Origin of the sequence: Burkholderia sp. Leaf177, from assembly GCF_001424345.1 — a bacterium.
GTDB lineage: Bacteria > Pseudomonadota > Gammaproteobacteria > Burkholderiales > Burkholderiaceae > Caballeronia.
On record NZ_LMPF01000004.1, the window covers coordinates 115,824 to 136,301 of the forward strand.

The 20,478-nt window shown below is 61.0% G+C and carries 22 protein-coding genes; 17 read left to right on the forward strand and 5 right to left on the reverse strand.

Annotation, left to right across the window (positions count from 1 at the left end):
- The first annotated feature begins 168 nt into the window (after nucleotides 1-168).
- The 5 genes from ASG35_RS07375 (at nucleotide 169) to ASG35_RS07395 (ending at nucleotide 3,200) form a co-directional block, all read left to right on the forward strand.
- Nucleotides 169-828 (forward strand): VTT domain-containing protein, encoded by a 660-nt coding sequence (locus tag ASG35_RS07375; RefSeq protein WP_056354911.1) that lies wholly within the window; start codon nucleotides 169-171, stop codon nucleotides 826-828.
- 194 nt (nucleotides 829-1,022) lie between these two features.
- On the forward strand, nucleotides 1,023-1,205 hold the full coding sequence (locus ASG35_RS07380) for a hypothetical protein (RefSeq protein WP_056355319.1): 183 nt from the start codon (nucleotides 1,023-1,025) through the stop codon (nucleotides 1,203-1,205).
- An 84-nt stretch (nucleotides 1,206-1,289) separates the two neighbouring features.
- Nucleotides 1,290-2,192 (forward strand): peptidoglycan DD-metalloendopeptidase family protein, encoded by a 903-nt coding sequence (locus ASG35_RS07385; protein WP_235527480.1) that lies wholly within the window; start codon nucleotides 1,290-1,292, stop codon nucleotides 2,190-2,192.
- Between the two features lie 31 nt (nucleotides 2,193-2,223).
- Nucleotides 2,224-2,778, forward strand: a complete 555-nt coding sequence (gene bamE / locus ASG35_RS07390) for an outer membrane protein assembly factor BamE domain-containing protein (protein ID WP_056354918.1) — start codon at nucleotides 2,224-2,226, stop codon at nucleotides 2,776-2,778.
- A gap of 26 nt (nucleotides 2,779-2,804) precedes the next feature.
- A complete protein-coding gene (locus tag ASG35_RS07395) occupies nucleotides 2,805-3,200 on the forward strand; it encodes a hypothetical protein (protein WP_056354920.1) in 396 nt (131 codons plus the stop codon).
- Nucleotides 3,201-3,217: 17 nt separating this feature from the next.
- On the opposite strand, the gene ASG35_RS07400 is transcribed toward ASG35_RS07395, so the two are convergent.
- Nucleotides 3,218-3,940, reverse strand: a complete 723-nt coding sequence (locus ASG35_RS07400; RefSeq protein WP_162244389.1) for a FadR/GntR family transcriptional regulator — start codon at nucleotides 3,938-3,940, stop codon at nucleotides 3,218-3,220.
- A 235-nt stretch (nucleotides 3,941-4,175) separates the two neighbouring features.
- On the opposite strand from ASG35_RS07400, the gene ASG35_RS07405 reads away from it, so the two are divergent.
- From ASG35_RS07405 to ASG35_RS07420, 4 genes are all read left to right on the forward strand, one after another.
- Complete coding sequence (locus tag ASG35_RS07405) at nucleotides 4,176-5,501, forward strand: MFS transporter (RefSeq protein ID WP_056354926.1); 1,326 nt, start codon at nucleotides 4,176-4,178, stop codon at nucleotides 5,499-5,501.
- Between the two features lie 49 nt (nucleotides 5,502-5,550).
- Complete coding sequence (locus ASG35_RS07410) at nucleotides 5,551-7,212, forward strand: GMC family oxidoreductase (protein WP_056355322.1); 1,662 nt, start codon at nucleotides 5,551-5,553, stop codon at nucleotides 7,210-7,212.
- Entirely contained in the window at nucleotides 7,209-8,294 is a 1,086-nt protein-coding gene (locus ASG35_RS07415) for a M24 family metallopeptidase (protein WP_056354929.1), read from the forward strand. Before ASG35_RS07410 ends, ASG35_RS07415 begins: the two co-directional genes overlap by 4 nt.
- A gap of 114 nt (nucleotides 8,295-8,408) precedes the next feature.
- Complete coding sequence (locus ASG35_RS07420) at nucleotides 8,409-8,732, forward strand: DUF4148 domain-containing protein (protein WP_056354932.1); 324 nt, start codon at nucleotides 8,409-8,411, stop codon at nucleotides 8,730-8,732.
- Between the two features lie 47 nt (nucleotides 8,733-8,779).
- Here ASG35_RS07420 and ASG35_RS07425 read toward each other — a convergent pair whose 3' ends face one another.
- The 4 genes from ASG35_RS07425 to ASG35_RS07440 all read right to left on the reverse strand — a co-directional run bounded on the left by ASG35_RS07425 (nucleotide 8,780) and on the right by ASG35_RS07440 (nucleotide 11,367).
- The gene (locus ASG35_RS07425) at nucleotides 8,780-9,208 is read right to left on the reverse strand and encodes a DUF3293 domain-containing protein (RefSeq protein WP_056354935.1); all 429 of its coding nucleotides are present in this window, start codon (nucleotides 9,206-9,208) and stop codon (nucleotides 8,780-8,782) included.
- Between the two features lie 2 nt (nucleotides 9,209-9,210).
- A complete protein-coding gene (locus ASG35_RS07430; protein ID WP_082508284.1) occupies nucleotides 9,211-9,687 on the reverse strand; it encodes an Lrp/AsnC family transcriptional regulator in 477 nt (158 codons plus the stop codon).
- A 33-nt stretch (nucleotides 9,688-9,720) separates the two neighbouring features.
- Nucleotides 9,721-10,665, reverse strand: a complete 945-nt coding sequence (locus ASG35_RS07435; RefSeq protein ID WP_056354941.1) for a 2-hydroxyacid dehydrogenase — start codon at nucleotides 10,663-10,665, stop codon at nucleotides 9,721-9,723.
- 102 nt (nucleotides 10,666-10,767) lie between these two features.
- A complete protein-coding gene (locus tag ASG35_RS07440; protein ID WP_056354944.1) occupies nucleotides 10,768-11,367 on the reverse strand; it encodes an amino acid synthesis family protein in 600 nt (199 codons plus the stop codon).
- A 153-nt stretch (nucleotides 11,368-11,520) separates the two neighbouring features.
- Between ASG35_RS07440 and ASG35_RS07445 the strand changes: the two genes are divergently transcribed.
- The 8 genes from ASG35_RS07445 to ASG35_RS07480 all read left to right on the forward strand — a co-directional run bounded on the left by ASG35_RS07445 (nucleotide 11,521) and on the right by ASG35_RS07480 (nucleotide 20,401).
- Complete coding sequence (locus tag ASG35_RS07445; RefSeq protein WP_056354947.1) at nucleotides 11,521-13,350, forward strand: helix-turn-helix domain-containing protein; 1,830 nt, start codon at nucleotides 11,521-11,523, stop codon at nucleotides 13,348-13,350.
- Between the two features lie 92 nt (nucleotides 13,351-13,442).
- Entirely contained in the window at nucleotides 13,443-14,423 is a 981-nt protein-coding gene (locus ASG35_RS07450) for a flavin reductase family protein (protein ID WP_056354950.1), read from the forward strand.
- Between the two features lie 17 nt (nucleotides 14,424-14,440).
- A complete protein-coding gene (locus tag ASG35_RS07455) occupies nucleotides 14,441-15,952 on the forward strand; it encodes an aldehyde dehydrogenase (RefSeq protein ID WP_056354954.1) in 1,512 nt (503 codons plus the stop codon).
- 58 nt (nucleotides 15,953-16,010) lie between these two features.
- The gene (locus ASG35_RS07460) at nucleotides 16,011-17,108 is read left to right on the forward strand and encodes an LLM class flavin-dependent oxidoreductase (protein ID WP_056354957.1); all 1,098 of its coding nucleotides are present in this window, start codon (nucleotides 16,011-16,013) and stop codon (nucleotides 17,106-17,108) included.
- A 3-nt stretch (nucleotides 17,109-17,111) separates the two neighbouring features.
- Complete coding sequence (locus tag ASG35_RS07465; protein WP_056354960.1) at nucleotides 17,112-17,936, forward strand: alpha/beta fold hydrolase; 825 nt, start codon at nucleotides 17,112-17,114, stop codon at nucleotides 17,934-17,936.
- The gene (locus ASG35_RS07470) at nucleotides 17,933-18,289 is read left to right on the forward strand and encodes an NIPSNAP family protein (protein ID WP_056354963.1); all 357 of its coding nucleotides are present in this window, start codon (nucleotides 17,933-17,935) and stop codon (nucleotides 18,287-18,289) included. Before ASG35_RS07465 ends, ASG35_RS07470 begins: the two co-directional genes overlap by 4 nt.
- Nucleotides 18,286-19,479: a quaternary amine ABC transporter ATP-binding protein gene (locus ASG35_RS07475; RefSeq protein WP_056354966.1), complete on the forward strand. Its 1,194-nt coding sequence runs from the start codon at nucleotides 18,286-18,288 to the stop codon at nucleotides 19,477-19,479. Before ASG35_RS07470 ends, ASG35_RS07475 begins: the two co-directional genes overlap by 4 nt.
- Complete coding sequence (locus ASG35_RS07480; protein WP_056354968.1) at nucleotides 19,472-20,401, forward strand: ABC transporter permease; 930 nt, start codon at nucleotides 19,472-19,474, stop codon at nucleotides 20,399-20,401. The genes ASG35_RS07475 and ASG35_RS07480 overlap by 8 nt, the downstream gene beginning before the upstream one ends.
- Nucleotides 20,402-20,478: the final 77 nt, after the last annotated feature.

The window sequence follows — 20,478 nt, forward strand, 5'->3', positions numbered from 1 at the left end:
GCCGGAACGCAAAAAAGCGCGCCGATTCACGCCAAACCCGTAACCAAACGCGCCGTTCGTGAATTTTCCGGCAACGAGTTCGGTATCATGGCGCGACTGTTTTTCACGCAACGATGCCACCCCGCGTGCACGTTGCCATCGCCAAATCCATCTTGATCGAGGCCCCATTTGGATACGCTGCTGTCATTCCTGAGTCTTATCCTTCACATCGACAAGTCGCTCGGCGTGTTTATCCAGCATTACGGCGCCTGGGTTTACGCAATTCTCTTCCTGATCGTGTTCTGTGAAACCGGGCTCGTGGTATTTCCATTTTTGCCCGGCGACTCGCTGTTGTTTATCGGCGGCGCATTTGCGGCAAGCGGCTCCATGGATCTCGTTGCGCTGATCGTCCTGCTGCTGGTCGCGGCCGCTCTCGGGAATACGGTCAATTACTGGATCGGACGCGCAATCGGCCCCAAGGTCTTCGATACCAACATACCCGTCCTCGAACGCTTCCTCGATCGCGAAGCGCTGCGCAAGACGCACAGCTTTTACGAACGTCATGGCGGCAAGACTATCGTGCTCGCGCGCTTCGTTCCGATCGTGCGGACGTTTGCGCCGTTCGTGGCGGGAGCGTCGGCCATGAATCATTCGCGCTTTCAGTTTTTCAACATTCTCGGCGCGCTGATCTGGGTTTTGCTGCTGGTGCTGCTCGGCTACTTCTTCGGCAATATTCCGTTCATTCGCCAATATCTGAATGTGATCGCGATTGTCGGCGTGTGCGCCGCGATCGTTCCAATTGCACTTGGCGCGCTCTGGAAAATGATGAAGCGTAGAGCCAAACCATAAATGTCGTGACGCGTTTTCCATGCGTCACGTCTGCCCGTAATGCCCGCGTTGCGCTCTTTCGCCGCAAAAACGTAAAAGGTTAGAATGCCGAATTGTCAGATCGATGTATCGAATATCGAGATGAACAATCCAGGTGTTTCGTGAACGAACGTTAAATGTTTTATGCTGGCGAAGGTTGGCGAGGCAGGTTGCAAATGTTGGAACGAACGAGTCATACAACGGGATTGGCGCGCAGTGGCAATTGGCGCCGTCTCAGGCTGGCGGTGGTGGTGCTGGGTGTTTCGGCGCTGCTCGCGGGTTGCGGGATTTTTGGCTGCGGTGGCAGCGCAACGAACGGCGGGGCTTTCGGCGGATGCGGCGCCGGCATGCGGTTCTAGGCGCTCAAGCGCAGCCCGGATATATCCATAACAGTAGTCAGGGAAACGGCAAGCATGGCGGTATTGCGTTCAGGTAATTCTAGAGTGGCCGCAGGCGGCCGGGGGAGCGTGGTCGGGGCGCTCGTTTCCATTGGCGTGGTGGTGCTGGTTGCCGGCTGTTCGTCGGCTATCACGCCCGCGCCTATTGTCGACCGGTCCACGGGCGGCGTGGCCGCGCCCACGTCCATTCCGACAACCACGCCTGTCGCCGGGGCGGCCGTTGCACCGCCGGCTCAGCCGGATGCGGGGCCAGGGTTTTATCGTGTGAAACCGGGCGATACGCTTTATGGCATCGCGCGCGCGCAAAAGCAGAAACCCGCCGACCTGATCAAGTGGAATAACCTGCCGGAAAGCAAGCAGGTGAATATCGACCAGTTGCTGCGCGTGGCGCCGCCGGGCAGCACGCCTGCGGGCACCGACGACTGGAGCAAATCGGCCGCGGCGGCCAATGCATCGAAGTCGGGGCCGCCGATCATTGGCGGCGCATCGACGGCGGCGGCACCGGCTGCGTCGGCTAGCAGCGCGGCGACGGCGAAAGCAGAAGCAGCCGATACCAGCACGCCCACCGTCAACGCCAAGGGCGCATGGCTTGCGTGGCCGGCGGAAGGCAGCGTGATCACCAAGTTCGGCGAAAGCGGCAGCAAGGGTATCGATATCGGCGGGAAAGTCGGCGAGCCGGTGAAAGCCGCTGCCGCTGGCCGCGTGGTCTATGCGGGCAATGGCCTGCGCGCGTACGGCAACATGATCATCGTCAAGCACAGCAGCGATTACCTGACGGCGTACGCGCACAACAGCAAGCTGCTAGTCAAGGAAGGCGATACGGTGCGCCAGGGCACGCCGATCGCCGAAATGGGGACGGGTCCGACCAACAAGCCGTTGCTGCACTTCGAGCTGCGCAAGTCGGGGCAAGCGGTCGATCCGGTGCCATCGCTGAAAAAGGCGGGATGATCGCGCGGCGCGCGTTGGGAGGTCGGCGGATATGAAAAGACTCATGCTTGCCGCGACGTGCGCGGCCGCCGTGCTGCTCACAGGTTGCAACGAGCATCAAAGCGAGGACGCCATGAACAAGTTGAAGTCGCTGTTCAACGCCGTCAAGCCGGACACGCTGTTGCTGAAAGACCTGACGCCCGGCGTGACCACCGAGGCGCAGATCCGCGACCAGATGGGCGAACCCGAAACCACGCGTAATTTCACCGATGGTTCCAAGCGTCTGGAATATCCGCGCGGGCCGGCGGGCACCAATACTTATTTCGTCGATATCGATGCAAGCGGCAAGTTCGTATCCGTCACGCAGGTGCTGACGGCGCAGAACATTGCGAAGATCCGGCCTGGCATGACGCAGGACGAAGTGCGCCGGATTCTCGGCAAGCCAACCACCATTGCTGAATATCCGCTCAAGAAAGAGCGCGTGTGGAGCTGGCATTGGGAGGAGGGCGGCGTGACGCGCGATGCCATGTTCAACGCTCATTTTGGTCCGGACGGAATCGTGTCGACTACATCGCGATCCGAGGCGCTCGGCGGCGGCGCGCATTGAGAATTGCAAGAGTTCAGGTTGATCCCATGCACACTGAAAAATCAAAACACGCGCTCGAGCGCGAGGCGCTGATGGCGCTCGCGGCGAGTTACCGGACGCAACGGGCGGCGGCGTCCGATTCTATTGAAGGCTGGCAATGCGAGCGCGGCCATGCGTGGGACAGCACCTTGAGCGCGGCGCAGAACGTGCGCTGCATGAACTGCGCATCGCAGCGACGCGAACAGCGCACCGAGCGGCTGAGGGCGCTCGCGGCTGAGCGTGGCGGCAAGTTGGTATCGGCGAGTTTTGTGGATGCCAGCACGCCGCTGGAATGGGAATGCGCGTTTGGACATAGCTGGCAAGCGCTGCCGGATCACGTGGCCCGGCGCTGGTGCGAAGAGTGCGCGAGCAAGCGCGTGTACGATCGTTCCGCCGCTTATTGAGTTGTGCGGGAAAAAATCTAGTACGCCGTATCCAGCGATACCCCCAAATGCTGGCGAAACACTTCCAGATGTTCATGCATCGCAGCGCGCGCCGCTTTGGCGTCCTGCTTCTCAATGGCGCGCAAAATCTTCTGATGCCCTTTCCAGGAACGCTCCGGCGCGCCGGGCAGTTCCTCGGTCAGCACATATCCGTCGCGAATCACTTCACGAACCGGATCGAGCATGGTTCGCAAGAGGCGATTGTTCGCCGCTTCGCCAATGACGTCGTGAAACTCAACATCGAGTTCCGTATAGGGGCCGTGCTGATCGAGCACCTCGCCCATTTGCGCGACAAGCGTTTTCATCCGCTCAAGCTGCTCCGCGGTCCGGCGAGTCGCGGCAAGCGCCGCGAGTTCCTCTTCCGCGCAGCGCTGCACCTCTAGAACTTCTTCCAGCATGTGCTGACCACGCGGCGACGTGACGTGCGCGAACAGCACCATTGGATCCAGATAATGCCATCGCGATTCAGGCAGCACGGTCATGCCCGAGCCATGCTTCACCGCGATCAGGCGACGGCTTACCAGTAGCTTGATGGCGTCGCGAATCGTCACGCGGCTTACGCCGAACTGCTTTTCCAGATGCGGTTCGGTGGGCAATGCCGAGCCCGGCGGATACACGCCGTCGATGATCAGCTGGATCATCTCGGCGCCCACGCGTTCGCTGAGGGTCGAGCGTTTGATCGTGATGGGCGTTGCCGTCATGGTGAAAGTCTTGAGAAAAATGCTTGCGGCGGTGGTCCTCGAAGGGGTTTCGAAGCCGCGCCACATAACCAATTTTAAACGATGCAACCCGCTCCCACGGCATCGCGCGCGTCTCCATCGGATCATGGTAAACGATCATAAAGTCATAATATGACTTTATGATTTGTTGAATTATCATGGTCGAACCGACCGGCATTCAGCCGGCATTCATCGATATGACGAAGGAGACAAGGCCATGATGGAGACCGCGAGCACGCTGCAAAGGCGCACGGGCGTCGAGCGCTGGGGCATTCCCGCCGCGCTTTTCTGGGGTTATATCGCGGTGCTGATCTTCATGATCGGCGATGGCGTCGAGTCCAATTACCTTGCGCCGTACTTCACGCGCAATGGCTTCAGCATCGATTCGGCGGCGACCATCATTGCGTTCTACGGAGTGACCGTGACGCTCGGCTCCTGGCTCGCGGGTTCGCTTTCCACGCTGCTCGGGCCGCGCAAAGTCATGCTTGCGGGCGGCGCGATCTGGGTGATCTTCGAAGTGCTGTTTCTCGCGTTCGCGCTGCCATCGAAAAGCTTCCTGCTGATCGCGCTCACGTATGGCTTGCGCGGTATCGCGTATCCGATGTTCGCGTACGCGTTCCTTGTCTGGATCCAGGCGGCCGCGCCGAGTGACCTCAAGGGCGCCGCGACCGGCTGGTTCTGGCTCGCGTTCACCGGCGGCCTGCCGACGCTCGGGTCGCTCGTCGCGGTTGTATCGATAGGCATGATTGGCGAGTATCCGACCTTCTGGCTTTCGCTCGGACTCGTTGCGTGCGGCGTGTTGATTGCGGCGTTTGCAATCCGCGAACCGCGCGGACGCGCGCCGTTTCTCGATGAAGCGCACAGCGGCAAAAGCACCGGACGCATTCTGCTCGGCGGTATCGACATTCTCTGGCGGCGTCCGCGCATTGCTGCCGCAGCGCTTGTGCGCACTATCAATACGGCGCCGTACTTCGGCTTCTTCACCTTTCTGCCGTTCTTCTTCACCGAAAAAATCGGCTTCACGCAGCAGCAATATCTTTTGCTTATCACCATCATGGGCCTCGTCGGCATGAGCTTCAATCCGATCGTCGGACGGATCAGCGACCGGATCGGCTGGCGGCGCGTGCTGACGTTCTTCGGGGGTATCGGCTCGGCCATCAGCATGCTGCTCATGTATTTCGTGCCGCAATACACCGGCCACAATTTCGCGATCGCCGTGGTCTGTGCGTGCCTCTACGGCATCACGCTGTGCGGTTATGTGCCAGCGGCGGCGCTGATGTCATCGCTTGCGGGACGCGAGGACAAAGGCAATGCCATGGCTATCTATTGCCTGAGCGCGGGGGTATCGACGTTTATCGGGCCGGTGCTTTACAGGGTGCTCAACAGTGCGGTCGGCATGGACGGCGTGGTGTGGACGTATGCCGTGCTGTACGTGATCAGCGCGCTGGTCTCGTGGTTCTTCCTGGTATCGCCAGAAGATCCGGGCGAATTGCGCGGCGCATCGAGCCGGCGCGATGCGTTGGAACGCACGAACGCGGCTTGAGCGCGAACGCTTCACGTTGAATCATCGATACAAAAACACAGGACATTCAATGCAGCATTACGACTACATCATCGTGGGCGCGGGAAGTTCCGCTTGCGTGGCGGCCGCGCGGCTCGTGCAAGAGGGCGGCGCGCGCGTGCTGATGATTGAGGCGGGGCCGCGCGAATCCAGCCGCTTGCTCGGCGTGCCGGCGGGCTACATGAAGTTCCTCGCGCGAGACACATATCTCACGATGCACGGCACCAAGGCGCAACCGCAACTCGACGGACGCGCGCCGATCGTGCCGCAAGCGAAAGTGCTGGGCGGCGGCAGCGTGGTCAACGCAATGGTGTACATGCGCGGCCAGGCCGCCGATTACGACCGATGGGACGCCGCGACGCGCGCGCCGGGGAAGAGTTCTATCGACTGGTCGTATGCCGCGATGCTGCCGCATTTCATCACGCAGGAAGACAACGATCACCTCGCGGGTCCGTTTCATGGCGTGGGCGGGCCGCTGAAGATTTCCCACCTCGGCCATACGAGCCCGCTCAGCCGCGCCTACGTCAAGACCATGCAAGGCCTCGGCGTTCCGTACACGCCCGACTTCAACGGCGCCAGGCAATTCGGCGTGGGATTCATGCAGCACACCATCGACTGGCGTACGCGCCAGCGTTGCAGCGCCATCGACGCATTCCTGCGTCCCGTGATGAACGATCCGCGCCTGACCATCCTGACGAACGCGCGCGTGACGCGGGTTTTGCTGGAAGGCGGCCGGGCGACGGGCGTGGAATACGTACATCGGAATCACACGCAGACGGCGCGCGCCGACCGTGAAGTCGTGCTCGCGGCGGGCGCGTATCAGACACCCAAGTTGCTGATGCTTTCGGGCATTGGTCCGCGCGATGAACTCGAGCGGCATGACATCGCGGTTCAGGTCGCACTGGAAGGTGTGGGAAAGAACCTTCAGGATCACTACGAAGTTCCGGTTGTCGCGACGACCAAAGGCGCGTTCGGTTATTACGGTCAGGATCGCGGCTGGCCGATGATCAAGGCAGGTCTGCAATATCTGATGTTCAGGTCGGGGCCGGCATCGACTACCGGAGTCGAAACGTGTGCGTTCTTCGATCCCGCCGGCAACAACGACGAGCCGACCATCCAGATGTTCTGCGTGCCGACCATCTATCTCGATCGCGATGTGATGGGAACCGCGCCCGGGCACGGCGTCACCATCAACGCGCTGTTGCTGCGGCCGCGTGCGCGCGGGTCGGTGCGGCTGGCATCGAATGATCCGGCGGCGGCGCCCGTGGTCGATACCGGCATCTTCAATCATCCGGACGATCTGCGCGTATCCATGTCAGGTTTCCGGTTCGCGCGCGAGATTCTCGCAAGCCAACCGCTTGCCGATATGGTCGAGCGCGAGATCTTTCCAGGCCCCGATATAACCAGCGAAGAAGCCATCGCCGCCCATTGCAAGCGCACCGTCAAGACGGGCTATCACCCGGTCGGGACGTGTCGCATGGGCCGCGACGACGATCCCCTTGCGGTGCTTTCATCGGATCTGAAAGTGCGTGGCGTAGAAGGATTGCGCGTGATCGACGCATCGATGATGCCAACCATCGTCAGCGGCAACACGAACGCAGCCGTGATGGCCGTCGCGGATCGCGCTGCCGACTTGATGATGAACACGGTCCGCGCGACAGAGCGTCTTCCTCTCGTGCGAGACGCGGCATGACGAAACTGCAGACGCTGAGAAGCGCGCTCGATGACTGGAATCTCGACGCGGTTTTGCTGAATCGCCGCGATACCCTCGCATGGCTGACCGATGGCGCCAGCTTCCACGTGGTCGAGCGCTCCGAGTCCGCCGTCGCGCAATTGCTCGTGATGCGAGACGTAGATGCGTTGCCTGTGTTGCTTGCGCCGGACAACGAGATGCCGCGTTTTATCGATGAAGAGGTGATGCCGTTCGAATGCCGTTACGTGACTCATCCCTGGTACGAGAACGGCGAAGCGCAACTCGCGGCGCTGTTGCGGGACAAGCGCATTGGCAGCGATACGCCACGTCCATACGCGCAAGATATGATTCCGAAACTCGTCATGTTGCGCTCGGTGCTGACGTCCGCCGAGCAACAGCGTTACGCGGAGTTGGGACGCGATGCTACGAACATCGTGGAGGATATTTGTTCGCGAGTTGAACCGGGATGGACAGAACGGCGAATCGAGGCCGAAGTTTTCGCCGCGTGCATTGCGCAAGGAATTCGCCCGGTGTGCGTGCTGATTGCGGCGGATGATCGTATCGATAAATACCGGCATCCTCTGCCGCTTGCCAACGCCGTACGCCGCCGCGTGATGGTCGTGCTCGGCGCGGAACGCCACGGCTTGAACGTTAGCCTCACGCGCATGGTGCATTTCGGCACCGTGCCGGAGACGCTTGATCGTGCGCGTGAATCCGCGATTGAGATTCATGCAGACTTCCTTGAAGCGACACGCGCCGGGAAGTTGTACACGCAGTTTTTCATCGATATGAAAAATGCCTACGCGCGAGCCGGTCACGCCGATGCGTGGCGCGCGCATCACCAAGGTGGTCCGACGGGTTATGCGTGCCGCGAAGCGATCGTCACACCTTCGACCGATGGTGCGATTTCCAGCGATCAAGCCTTCGCATGGAATCCGGGGTTGCGCGGCGCGAAAAGCGAAGAGACGGTGTTGCTGACCGCTTCGGGCGTTCGTTGCCTGACGCGTGGCGACAACTGGCCTGTGCGCGTGATTCATCGAAACGATGCCGAATATGACCTCGCGGATTGGCTCGTGAAGTAACGCTTTCAAACGCCTCACGACATCGCCGAAAAATTATTTTCAAATTCTCTGGAATAGACCGGGAAAAAATGGGTTCGCCCTATTACCAACCCGTTAAACACTCTGGAGTCGAAAATGAAAAAGATTGCCCTGTTCGTAATGTCTGCCGCCGTTCTCGTGTCGTCGAGCGCTTTTGCTCAAGGCCTGACCCGCGCCGAAGTTCAACAGCAACTGGTTACCGCCGAGCAAGACGGTTCGCGCCTTGTCAGCAACGCGTCGTATCCCGATGTCGCCCGGATCTATTCGAATCAAGTTGCGCAGCAAGACGGCGCCAACGCATACGGCGGCGTGGCTGCGGGAACGAGCGCGAGTTCATCGCGGATTGCCAATGTTGGCGGTGCGAGCCATGAATCGTGTGTCGGCCCGGTCAGCTTTTGCAACCTGTATGCAGGATCGTAATGAATCAGTGGACGGACGGCTCGCTGAGTTAAGCGTGAGCCGTCTGTTTATTTAAGAAGGATGAGTCGAGGCACTGCGTCGTCGCCACACCAGACGATTGCGTTTTGCCTGTAACGCATGCCGAGTTCTTTTGCTTCGTGCAGTGAGAGACCAAGCACCAAAAAACTCGGTTCGCCTGGCCATTTCGCGGATGGATGTTGTCCCATGCCATCGATAAATTTGAAGTTCTTCTTCTTGAGTTCATCGGCGAGCGTTGCTTGATGACGGACATTTTCAGCGTCATCGGCTTGGACACTCAACGGATTCACCGCCGTTATAAACGCGCTGCAATTCACGTCGTACGCGCGATGTAAATCGGCGAGCAACACATTCCGCACGCCAACGCGCAGCGTCACGGGCGCAATGCCGAACACGCGATATTCAGTTTCTTCGTAAGCGCGAATCGTATCGGCGCTGATCGACGAATGGGCGTTCATGGTCATTCCCAGTCGGGCAAATCGGGCACGCTGTCCGGCATGCTTTTCACGACCTTCGTGACAATGTACGTAAAGTACTTCTCGATGCCGATGTCATCGGTGAGCAGCGAATCAATAAACCGCTGATAGTGATCTATGTCTCGCGACACCACATGCAGCATGTAATCCACACCACCGCCCGTGGCATAACACAGCGCGACTTCGGGCGCGGCCAGCACGCGTTCCTCGAAGCGCCGCATGTCGTGCGCGGTGTGTTTTGCGAGCGTCACTTCAACTACGATCCGGCTTGCCTTGATCGCGCCGACCCAGTCGAGTTCCGCACGATACCCCTTGATCACGCCGCTTTCTTCGAGCTTGCGCACGCGTTCCCACGCCGGCGATATCGACAGGTTCACTTCTTCCGCGAGCCGCGATTTGGTGATGCGGCCATCGCGCGCGAGGATGCGCAGGATGGCGATGTCGTAGCGGTCTAGTTTGATCACCGGGCCCGTCTGGTTTTGTCGGTCAGTCGGTCAATAACCCCGCGCGGTATCGACGCTGCCGGGGACCTTTCCGGTTAGCCGGAACTCGGCGATGTTCTCCGCAATCACCTCGGCGGCTGTATTGAAATCCGTCGGCGCCGAGATGTGGGGGAGCACGCTCACACACGGATGGTGCCAGAAGCGCGAATCGGGTGGCAACGGTTCGGTGTCGAAGACGTCGAGGACCGCGTGCGAGAGATGGCCGTCATCGAGCGCGGCGAGCAGGTCTTCTTCAACCACAACCGGGCCGCGTGCGAAGTTGATGAGGGCGGCGCGGGGTTTCATCGCGTGGAGTCGTTCGGCGTTGAGCAAGCCGCGCGTCTCCGGCGTCAACGGCACGAGGCACACGACAATATCGCTGGAACCGAGCATCTCGATCAGGCCGTCGGCGCCTGAAAACGCCCGCACGTTCGGAAGCGTCTTTGCTGACCGGCTCCATCCGGCGACGTTGAATCCTGCGTCGATCAAGCGCAGCGCTGCGGCGGCGCCGAGCGAACCGAGACCCAATATTCCGACGGTAAGCACCGACGGCTTTCGATACGCAAGCTGATCCCAGACGTGTTCCCGTTGCTGTCGAATGTACGCCGGCATGTCGCGCTGCAAATAGTACGTCCACGCGAGGACGGCTTCGGCCATGGTTCGCGACATCTCGGGATCGATCATGCGAACGATGGGAGGACCGTCCGCGGGAAGGCTGGCCACAAGCTGCTCGACGCCAGCCCAAAGGCTTTGCACCCAGATCAGATTCGGGAGCGCGGCGACATCGGCGGGATTTGGATTCGCGACGATCGCGATACGAACGCGCGCGCGTTGTTCGCGGGTGAGATCGCGGAACAACGAGATGGATTCGCCGGGCATTGCAGACGAAAGCGCGGACAGGTAAGAGGCTTCGTAATCGGCGCGGATATTCGTGATCAGCGCGATGGGGTCGGACATGAACGCTCCGGCGGGGAAAGGCAACACTCGGGCAAGTCCAGACGCCATGAGCGCCAGGATCTGCCCGAGGCAATGGAAAGCAGGATCTCTACGTCTCCAGGATCAAACCGCCGCTTTCTCCGCTTCCATCTCGGCCATATCCTGGAAGCGATCGGCAATCCGCGGATGCGCGCGCCCGCCATCGGCTGCCCCAATGGCGATCAAAATTTCATCCGGCCCGGGGGCATCGGAGATCTGGAAAGTCGCGGTAATGAAGTGCGAACGCTTGCCCGTTTCCGACTTGTGAATCATGGGCACCGACATCAACGCGCCCGGCCCGGATCGCGTGTTCGTGAAGCTGAGAAACGCCGTGCCGTTCACCGCTTCGCGATACATATTCCCGAACCGCAGCGTATGAATGAGCGCGGACCCATGTTCGATCTCACCATTCACGCCAACGGTCGCGGCCTTGCCATACGCTTCAACGCGTTCCGCCGGCATGATGGCCACGAGCCGTTGCGTCATCTCGCGCCCGAGCACCGGCGCCAGCCGCAAGATATCCGGCCGCAGATCCTCGACAAACCCTTTTCCCGCCCACGGATTGCGAACGATTGCCGCGACGACCACTGTGGTGATCGGCCGCTCGGCGGCGCGGCCGCCCTCAATATGCGTTTCCTCGATAAAAGTCGCGATCTTGCGAAGCCCGGTTTCCGTCACGTCCATAGCTCACTCCATTGGTTAGCGGTTCGTCATGGAAGCATCCTAACGACCGTAACGGCGCGAATCTTCCGTCGCTTCGTGGGATGAATCTTTTATTTTTCACTGCGTTCTGTCGTATATTAAAAATAGATAAAGAGACGTTGTGGACGTTGTGCTATGCCAGATCAATTGTCGCGGATCATGTCGCTGCGTGATGTCGCGAGCCAAATCAACTCCGACGGCGACCTCGATACTCTCCTGCGCGATCTCATCCAAGCAGCATGCCGGCATGGTTCATGGGACCTCGGATCGATCATGACGCTGGACCTCGCGCACGGCTACGCGCTCGTCACCGCGCGCTTCGAGGCCAACGTCATGCTGCGCAGTCCATCGGGGGATCGATGGGAACTCGCGACCAGTCCCGCGCTTGTCGCATTGCAACGCTTCGAGCCCGTCTACATTCGCGATGCGCGCGAATCCACCGAATTTCCCGGCTACCGGCGCGAGGCGCTCGATCGCGGCTACTGCACTGTTCTGATTTATCCGATGGCCAGCGTCGACGCCGAAGGCCGGCCGATGGTGCTCGCGGTTTCATCGCGGAAAGTGGTCGACGTATCGCCCGATGACCTCGCGTTCATGTCGATCATCGTGCATCTCGGGGCAATCGCAATCGAGCGTGCGCACCGGCATCGCGCGCAACTGGCGGCGGCCGAGCAACTGCGCCGCGTGCTCGGCGCGCAAGGGTCGCTGCTGCAGGAAGTGCTGGCGGGCGGCTCCATTGAAACGTTGACGGCCATGCTCGGCGACCTGCTGAACGCGCCGGTTCTCGTGCTCGATTTCTTCGCGAGCAGCTTGCTTGCATCGGCGTCACCGGTACCGAATCTTCACGACGACGCCGGCTGGAGTGCGCTCCTCGAAGGCGCGGCGGGCCGTCAATTTCTCGCCGAGGTACGCGACGCCGTGACCACGCGCCGCTCGGAAACCATCACGCTGCGCTTGAGCGACAAGCTCTCGCTCGACGCGCGCATCGAACCCTTGATGGTCGATGACGAAGCCGTCGGCGCGCTTCTCACCTTCGATCAATCCGGCTCGAACGACCTGCAGAAACTGCTTATCGAAAGTGCGAAATTTGCGTTGAGCGTTCAATTGATGCGCAGCGTCATCCGCTTTCGCTTCGAAACCCGTACGCTCACCGAACTGTTCTTCGAGATCGTCGAACGCCGATGGCGCGACGAACAGGACATGTTGCGTCGCGCGCGCCGGCTCGGACTTTCGCTGGCCGCGCCCATGCGCATGCTCGTGATCGATTTCCCGGACCGGACGAATGCATCGGCGGATCTTTCCGTGGATGGACATCGCGCCGTCGCATTGCTCGCTGCGCAGCAACATATTGCGGTGCACATTGTGACGGTCGGCGGCGCGCTCGTGTGTCTCGTGCCGCATGAAGAGGGCGTGGAACTGGAGCGCGTGACGCGATTGGCGCATCGGATAGCGGAGACGCTGGCGCGTTCGGTCGGCAGCGAGCCGATCGTCGTACTCGGCGACACATGCGAAGGGCTCGAAGCGCTCGCGAAGGAATGGGAGCGCTGCTGGCGCATGATCCGGGTCGCGCGCACCTTCGGCCGTCGCGGCGCGATGACCGTGCCCGACTTCGGTCCGCTGCCCATGCTGATGGGCGCGGCGGATTCGTCGGATGTACGGAGTTTTATCGATGGTGCAATTGGCCGCGTGGTCGAGCACGACAAAAAGCACAACTCCGCGTACCTCGAAACGCTCGCCGCCTACGTGCGCGCGGGTTGCCGCAGCCAGCATTGCGCCGACGCCATGGGCCTGCACGTCACCACGCTCAGATACCGCATGTCGCGCATATCCGACTTGTTCGGCATTGAAGTGGAGACGCCGGAGCAACGCTTTTCGATCGAGCTTGCACTGCAATTGCATAGCCTTATCGACAACGGCAATTCCCCCGCAGCGCGTCAGGAATCGATCCCCCGAATGCGAGGGTAATTAACTGCGATCGTCCGTCGATCCAGCGGAAGAATCCTTTTTTTGCATGGCTTAACTTCTATCTCAACGCAACGACGTTCGAGGTGAAGTACATGCAAGCCGAAGTCTCAGATAAACCCGTCGCCGTCGATCCCGTGGCCTTGCGCCGGGCATTCGGCACCTTCGTGACCGGCGTGACGGTGATCACCACGCGTGATTCCGAAGGGCGTCCGCGCGGCATGACGGCGAACTCGTTCACCTCCGTTTCGCTGGACCCGCCGCTTCTCCTCGTTTGCGTAGGAAAGAGCGCTTCGAGCGCGCCGGTCTTTCAGGAGACCGATCACTTCGCCGTCAATCTGCTGCACGAAGCGCAGACGGATGTATCGAATCTCTTCGCGTCCAAATCCGCCGATAAATTCGCGGCCGTCAGTCACGACGGCGTGCACACCGGCGCACCGGTTTTGTCCGATTGTTTGACCTGGTTCGATTGCACCGTGCACGACCGCGTGGACGCGGGCGACCACACGATTCTCATCGGCCGGGTTCAGGCGTTCGGCACGAGCCCGACCGCGCCACTCGGTTTTTGCCGTGGCCGGTACGCGCAAGTAAAGAACCCGTTGCCGCCGGGCTGGCTGTCGTCGCACAACATGATCGTGGGTTATCTGATCGAAGCGGAAGGGTCGTTGCTGCTCGCGAAAGATGGCAAGGACGGCTGGACCTTGCCGAGCGCGCCGCACAGGCTGGTCAATGGACGTTTGCCGATTTCCGGCGGCGGCGATCTCGAACTGCTTCCCGACGACACATTCCTCTATTCCGTCTTCGATGCCGCCGGCAGCGACTCCGGCTACCTGATCTATCGCGCCCGATTGGCGTTGCCTCGCGCGGCTTGCCAGATCCCGGAGAACTTCAGTTTCTTCCCGCTCGACCAGCTTCCCTACGACGACATTCCGACGCCCGAAATTCGCGGCATGTTGAGGCGCTACGTGCATGAAAGCGCGGGCGGCCGGTTCGGCATCTACATGGATTCGCACGATGGCGGCCGTATTGCGATGGTCAGCGCCGCGCAGCCGCGCCTGCAGCAACCGCAACTCTGAACAAGGATCACGTACCGATGAAAACGACAGTCGAAAACCTGCAAGGATCGAAGCAAAACTTGTTCATCCACGGCGAGTTCGTTGCGCCGAAAAGCGGAGATTACGTGTCGAGCTATGACCCGACAACGGCCGAGCCCTGGTATCAGTTCGCGCAAGGCAATGCCGACGACGTCGATGCCGCCGTGCGTTCCGCGCAAGCCGCGTTGAAGAACCCGGCGTGGCGCCGGATCACGCAAACGGATCGCGGCAAACTCGTGCGCCGGCTTGCCGAACTCGTGCTCGCCAACGCCGATGAACTCGCGCTAATCGAATGCCGCGACAACGGCAAGCTCATCAAGGAAATGCGCGCGCAAATGCGTGCGATCCCGGATTCGTACCAGTACTTCGCCGGCATGGCCGACAAGCTGCAAGGCGACACGATCCCCGTCAACAAGCTCGACACGCTCAACTTCAACCTGCGCGAACCCATAGGCGTGGTCGGCATGATCATCCCGTGGAACTCGCCGCTGATGATGCTCACGGGCACGCTGGCGCCGTGTCTCGCGATCGGCAATACGGTGGTCGTGAAACCTTCCGAACACGCGACGGCATCGACACTTGCACTCGCCGAACTCGCGATAGAAGCGGGCATTCCGCCGGGCGTATTCAACGTCGTCACCGGCGATGGCGTCACGACCGGCGACGCACTCACGCGTCATCCGGGCATCGCGAAGTTCGTGTTCACCGGCAGCACGATGACCGGCCGCAAGATCGCCGGCAACGCGGCGCAGAATCTCGTGCCGTGCCAGATGGAACTCGGCGGCAAGTCGCCGCACGTGGTGTTCTCGGACGTGGATGTGGAGCGCGCGGTGAACGGCGTGGTGTCGGGCGTGTTCGCGGCGGCGGGGCAGACGTGCGTGGCGGGTTCGCGCTGCTTTGTGGAAGCGCCGGTCTACGAGCGTTTTGTCGAAGCATTGGTCGAGCGGACGCGGCGCGTGAAGGTAGGCCACCCGATGGCCGACGATACCGACATCGGTCCGCTCGCTCTAGCGAGCCAGCTCGACAAGGTCGAAGGCTACGTGGCGTCCGGCGTACACGAAGGCGCGAAGATCGCGGTTGGCGGACGCAAGCCGAAGGACTCGGCGTTATCGAAGGGATGGTATTTCGAACCGACCGTCATGACGCAAGCGCGCAATGAAATGCGCTTCATGCAGGAAGAGATTTTCGGGCCGGTCGTGGGCGTGGTTCCGTTCAACACGGAAGAAGAACTCATTGCGCTTGCCAACGATACCGAATACGGCCTTGCCTCCGGCATCTGGACGCAGAACATCGACCGCGCGTTGCGTTTTGCGCGCGACGTTGAAGCGGGCACGGTCTGGATCAACACGTATCGATCGGCGGCGTACATGTCGGCGAACGGCGGCACGAAACGAAGCGGTTACGGACGTCGCGGCGGCTTCGAGGTAATGCGCGAATTCTCGCGCGTGAAGAACGTGGTGATCGATTATTCGGGCGCGATGCAAGACCCGTTCGTGATCCGCCTCCGCTAAGCGCGCGCCGCTGAGCGCGCGCCGCTAAGCCCACAGAAAAATTCCAAAGAGACCCATCATGAAATTTGCCATCTCACTGAGCATGGAACGTTTTTCGCCGGAGGACTCCATGTCCACGGCCATGTCGAACATGCTTGCGCTCGCTCGCATTGCCGATGAAGGCGGTTTCGAGACGCTCTGGACCGCCGAGCATCACACCATCGAATGCACGATTTCACCGAATCCGTTTTCGATCCTCACGTGGTTGTCGCAGCATACGCAGCGCATCCGTCTCGGCACGGCGACGCTGGTCGCGCCTTACTGGTCGCCAATCCGTCTTGCCGGCGAAGCCGCGATGTGCGATCACCTGACCGGCGGCCGTCTGGAGTTCGGGATTGCGCGCGGTGCGTATCAGTATGAATTCGATCGCATGGCGGGCGGCATTCCGCAGCAGGAAGGCGTGGCGTATCTGAAGGAGATCGTGCCGGCCGTGCAGAAGCTTTGGGCCGGCGACTATGCGCACGATGGCCATTACTGGAAGTTCCCGCTGGCGACATCGGTGCCTAAACCGCTGCAGCAACCTCATCCGCCAATCTGGGTCGCGACGCGTGACCCCGGCAGTTTCGACTGGGCTGTCGGCGTTGGCGCGAACATCCTGTCCACGCCGTTGTCCGCGCCGCCAGCGGAAGTCGCCGTGCTCGGCGAGAAGTTTCGCAAGGCCGTTGCCGATCACCCTGAACGTCCGCGGCCGCGTTTCATGATGTTGCGGCGCACATGCGTCTACGATCGTCCCGATGACTGGCAAACCGCTGTGCGCCATAGCGTGGATTTCGGCCGCACGTTCGAGAACCTGATGCAGAACATTGGCACCGTTACCGATGGTTTCCCCGAGCCCGTGCCCTACGAAACGGTGGCGAATCGAGCGAACTACGACCCGGCGAATATCCGCGACAACTTGATGTTCGGCACGCCCGAAGAAGTGATCCGCAAGCTGCAGATTTACGAAGACCAGGGCGTGGACCAGTTCTGTCTCGGCCTCTCGTTCAACTTGCCGTTCGAGCTTCAGAAGAAGACGCTGCGTCTTTTTATCGATGAAGTCATGCCGCATTTTGCTGCGCGCGAACGGCAGCGCGAGTTGCAACGACGCGAGCCGAGCGTTGCGGCGGCGGGAGCCTGAACCATGGACGACGCGAGTATTGCAACGACGTTCGATGGCCGTGGCATCGCGCTGAATTATCGGCTGGAAGGGGAGGGTTCGCGCCCGCTGATCTGCATTCACGGCGTGGGTTCGAACCTCGAAGCATGGGAAGGCATTGTCGCGAAGCTGAGAGACACGTTCCGAATCCTGACGCTCGATCTGCGCGGACACGGCCGTTCGACACTCGTCAAAGGGCGTTATGAAATCGATGACTTCGTGGGCGATGTCCTCGCGCTCGCCGATCACGTCGGTTTCGAACAATTCGATCTCGCGGGTTTTTCTCTCGGCGGGCTGATTGCGCAGCGCCTTGCGTTGACGCATCCCGGGCGCTTGAAAAAGCTCGTGTTGTTATCGACCGTTTCCGGACGCACGCCGGAAGAACGCGAGCGCGTCGCGGCGCGACTTGCTGCGCTGCAATCCGGCGACCGTGGTTCGCATTACGACGCTTCGCTTTCGCGCTGGCTCACCGAAGGTTTCCAGCAGCGCAATCCCGAGCTCGTCGCACGCTTGCGGCAGCGCAACGCCGAGAACGATCCCGATTGTTATGCCGCGGCTTACCGCGTTCTGGCGCAGACGGATTTCGGCGGGTTCATCGATCAGATCAGCGTGCCGACATTGATCGCAACCGGCGAAGAAGATCAGGGCTCGAACCCGCGAATGGCGCAGTACATGCATCAGCGCATTCCCAATTCGCAGCTTGAAATCCTGCCCGGCTTGCGTCACTCGATTTTGATCGAAGCGCCAGACGTGGTTGCCGCAATGATGCGCCGCTTTCTGGCGAGCGATGATCGGGGAGCGCCGCAATGATCATTGAAGAGCGAATCTACCGGATCAGGAATGGCCGGATGGGCCGATACCTGAAGCTCGTGCGCGACGAAGGCCTTGCGATCCAGCAGCCGATCCTGGGCAATTTGATCGGCTACTTCACGACGGATATCGGACCGCTCAGCCAGGTCACGCACATGTGGGCCTACGCCGATCTCAACGACCGCGCGCGCCGCCGTCAACAACTCGCCGACGACCCAAGATGGCAGGAATTCCTGCCGAGGCTGTCGGAGAACATCGAGCAGGCGGAAAACAGGATTCTCGTGCCGACCGACTTTTCACCGTTGCGGCATCTGCCCGTTTCCGCCGGCTCTTCAGAGGAGAAGATGCTATGACTGAGCGCTTGAAGATCGAGCACTTGTACAAGGTGTTCACGGACAAGCCCGAGAAGGCGCTGGCCATGCTCAAAGCCGGCAAGAGCAAGTCCGAAGTGCAGGAAACGCTGGGTCACGTGGTCGGTCTTGACGACGTATCGCTCTCCATTCCGTCCGGCGCCATGTACATGATCATGGGCTTGTCCGGCTCCGGCAAGTCCACGCTCGCGCGCTGTATCAATCGCCTGAACGAACCGAGCGCGGGAAAGATCCTGCTCGACGACCAGGACATTTGCACGCTCGATGAAGCCGGTCTTCGCGATGTACGCCGCAAGCGGATATCGATGGTCTTCCAGCATTTCGCGCTGTTGCCGAATCGTCGCGTGATCGAGAACGTCGAGTTCGGGTTGAAGCTGCGTGGCATGTCCGCAGCCGATCGCCGCAAGCGCGCGGAAGAGGTGCTGAACGTGGTGGGACTTGCGCGCTGGGGTTATCACATGCCGCACGAACTCAGCGGCGGCATGCGTCAACGCGTGGGCCTCGCTCGCGCGCTTGCAACCGATGCCGACGTCCTCATCATGGACGAAGCCTTCAGCGCGCTCGATCCGCTGATTCGCACCGAGATGCAGGACGAATTGCTGCGGCTTCAGCGCACGTTGAACAAGACCATTCTGTTCATCACGCACGACTTCCAGGAAGCGCTGAAGCTCGGCACGCGCATCGCGATCATGTCCGAAGGCAAGCTGGTCCGCGAAGGCACGCCGCAGTCCATCGTGCTCGAACCGGGCAGCGATTACGTCGCGGCATTCACGCGCGAAGTCGATCGCGGCAGATTGTTCGACGCCGGTTCCGTCATGACATCGCTCTCCGCGGTTTTGCGGAGCCCCAACGGCATCCTCATGGGCGACGCTTCCGGCCAGCCCGGCCCGGGCTTCCTGCTCGATACCGACGAACGCATTCTCGGCACCGTGACCGCGTGGGAGATGGAACAGGCGCGTGGCGGCGGCAGCATGCCCCGGCCCGACACGCGTTTCACTTGCGTGCCCGCGCACACCAAACTTGTTGATGTCGCCGGCAGTTATCAGCAGGATAAGCACGGCGGCCCGATCGGCGTAATCGATGACACCGGCCGCCTGATCGGCCGTCTGGAAGCAGGGCAGATCCTTGCCCGAATCGGCGCTGCGGGCGCCATGGGAGCACGCCATGTTTAAAGCCGACGATCTCGCAGTCTTGCCGATCGGCGATTGGATCCAGCACGGCGTCCAATGGATCGCGCAGAACCTGCGGCCAATGTTTCTCGTCATCAAGTGGCCCGTCGAGCGCTTGCTCACCTTCAACGACACCGTGCTTCACGCCGTCCCGTTTCCGCTGATGCTCGTGCTCATGTTCCTGCTTGCCTGGCGTCTCGCGAGCATGGGCGTCGCGCTCTTCAGCGTGTTGGGACTCGTCCTCATTGCCGCGATGGGCGTGTGGGCGCAAGCCATCACCACGCTGTCGCTGATTGCGACGGCCATTGTGTTCTGCGCGTTGATCGGCATACCCATCGGCATCTGGTGCGCGCGCAGCGACCGCGTGTGGCGCATCGTGCGGCCCGTGCTCGACATCATGCAGACCACGCCGACGTTCGTGTATCTCGTGCCCGTGGTGATGCTGTTCGGCGTTGGCACCGTGCCCGGCGAAGTTGCCGTCGTGACCACCGCGATGCCGCCGCTGATCCGCTTCACGCATCTCGGGATTCGGATGGTCGAGCATGAAATCGTGGAAGCGGGTCTCGCGTTTGGCGCCGATCGTCGCCAGCTCTTATGGGAAGTGCAATTGCCGCTCGCCATCCCGACCATTCTCGGTGGCCTGAATCAGACCGTGCTCACCGCAATGGTCATGTCGGTTGTCATCGCGATGATCGGCGCCGAGGGTCTGGGTCTGGTCGTGCTTCAGGGACTCGGGCGGCTGGATGTCGGACAGGCGGCGATTGGCGGCATCGCAATTGTGTTGCTCGCAATGATGCTCGATCGCATCACGCAGAAACTGGCGCAATCGAAGGGCGGAACGCGTAGCGCGTTGCTGCCGGTGTTGATGCGGTTTGTCCGCGGCGAGCGGGTGCCGAGGAACGCGGAAGCCAAGAAAGCATTGTGAGTTTTGAAGTCAGGCAAAAATCAGGCAAAACCCAGGCGCGTCCGGCCGAGAGCCGGATGATCGAACGATCACGATAG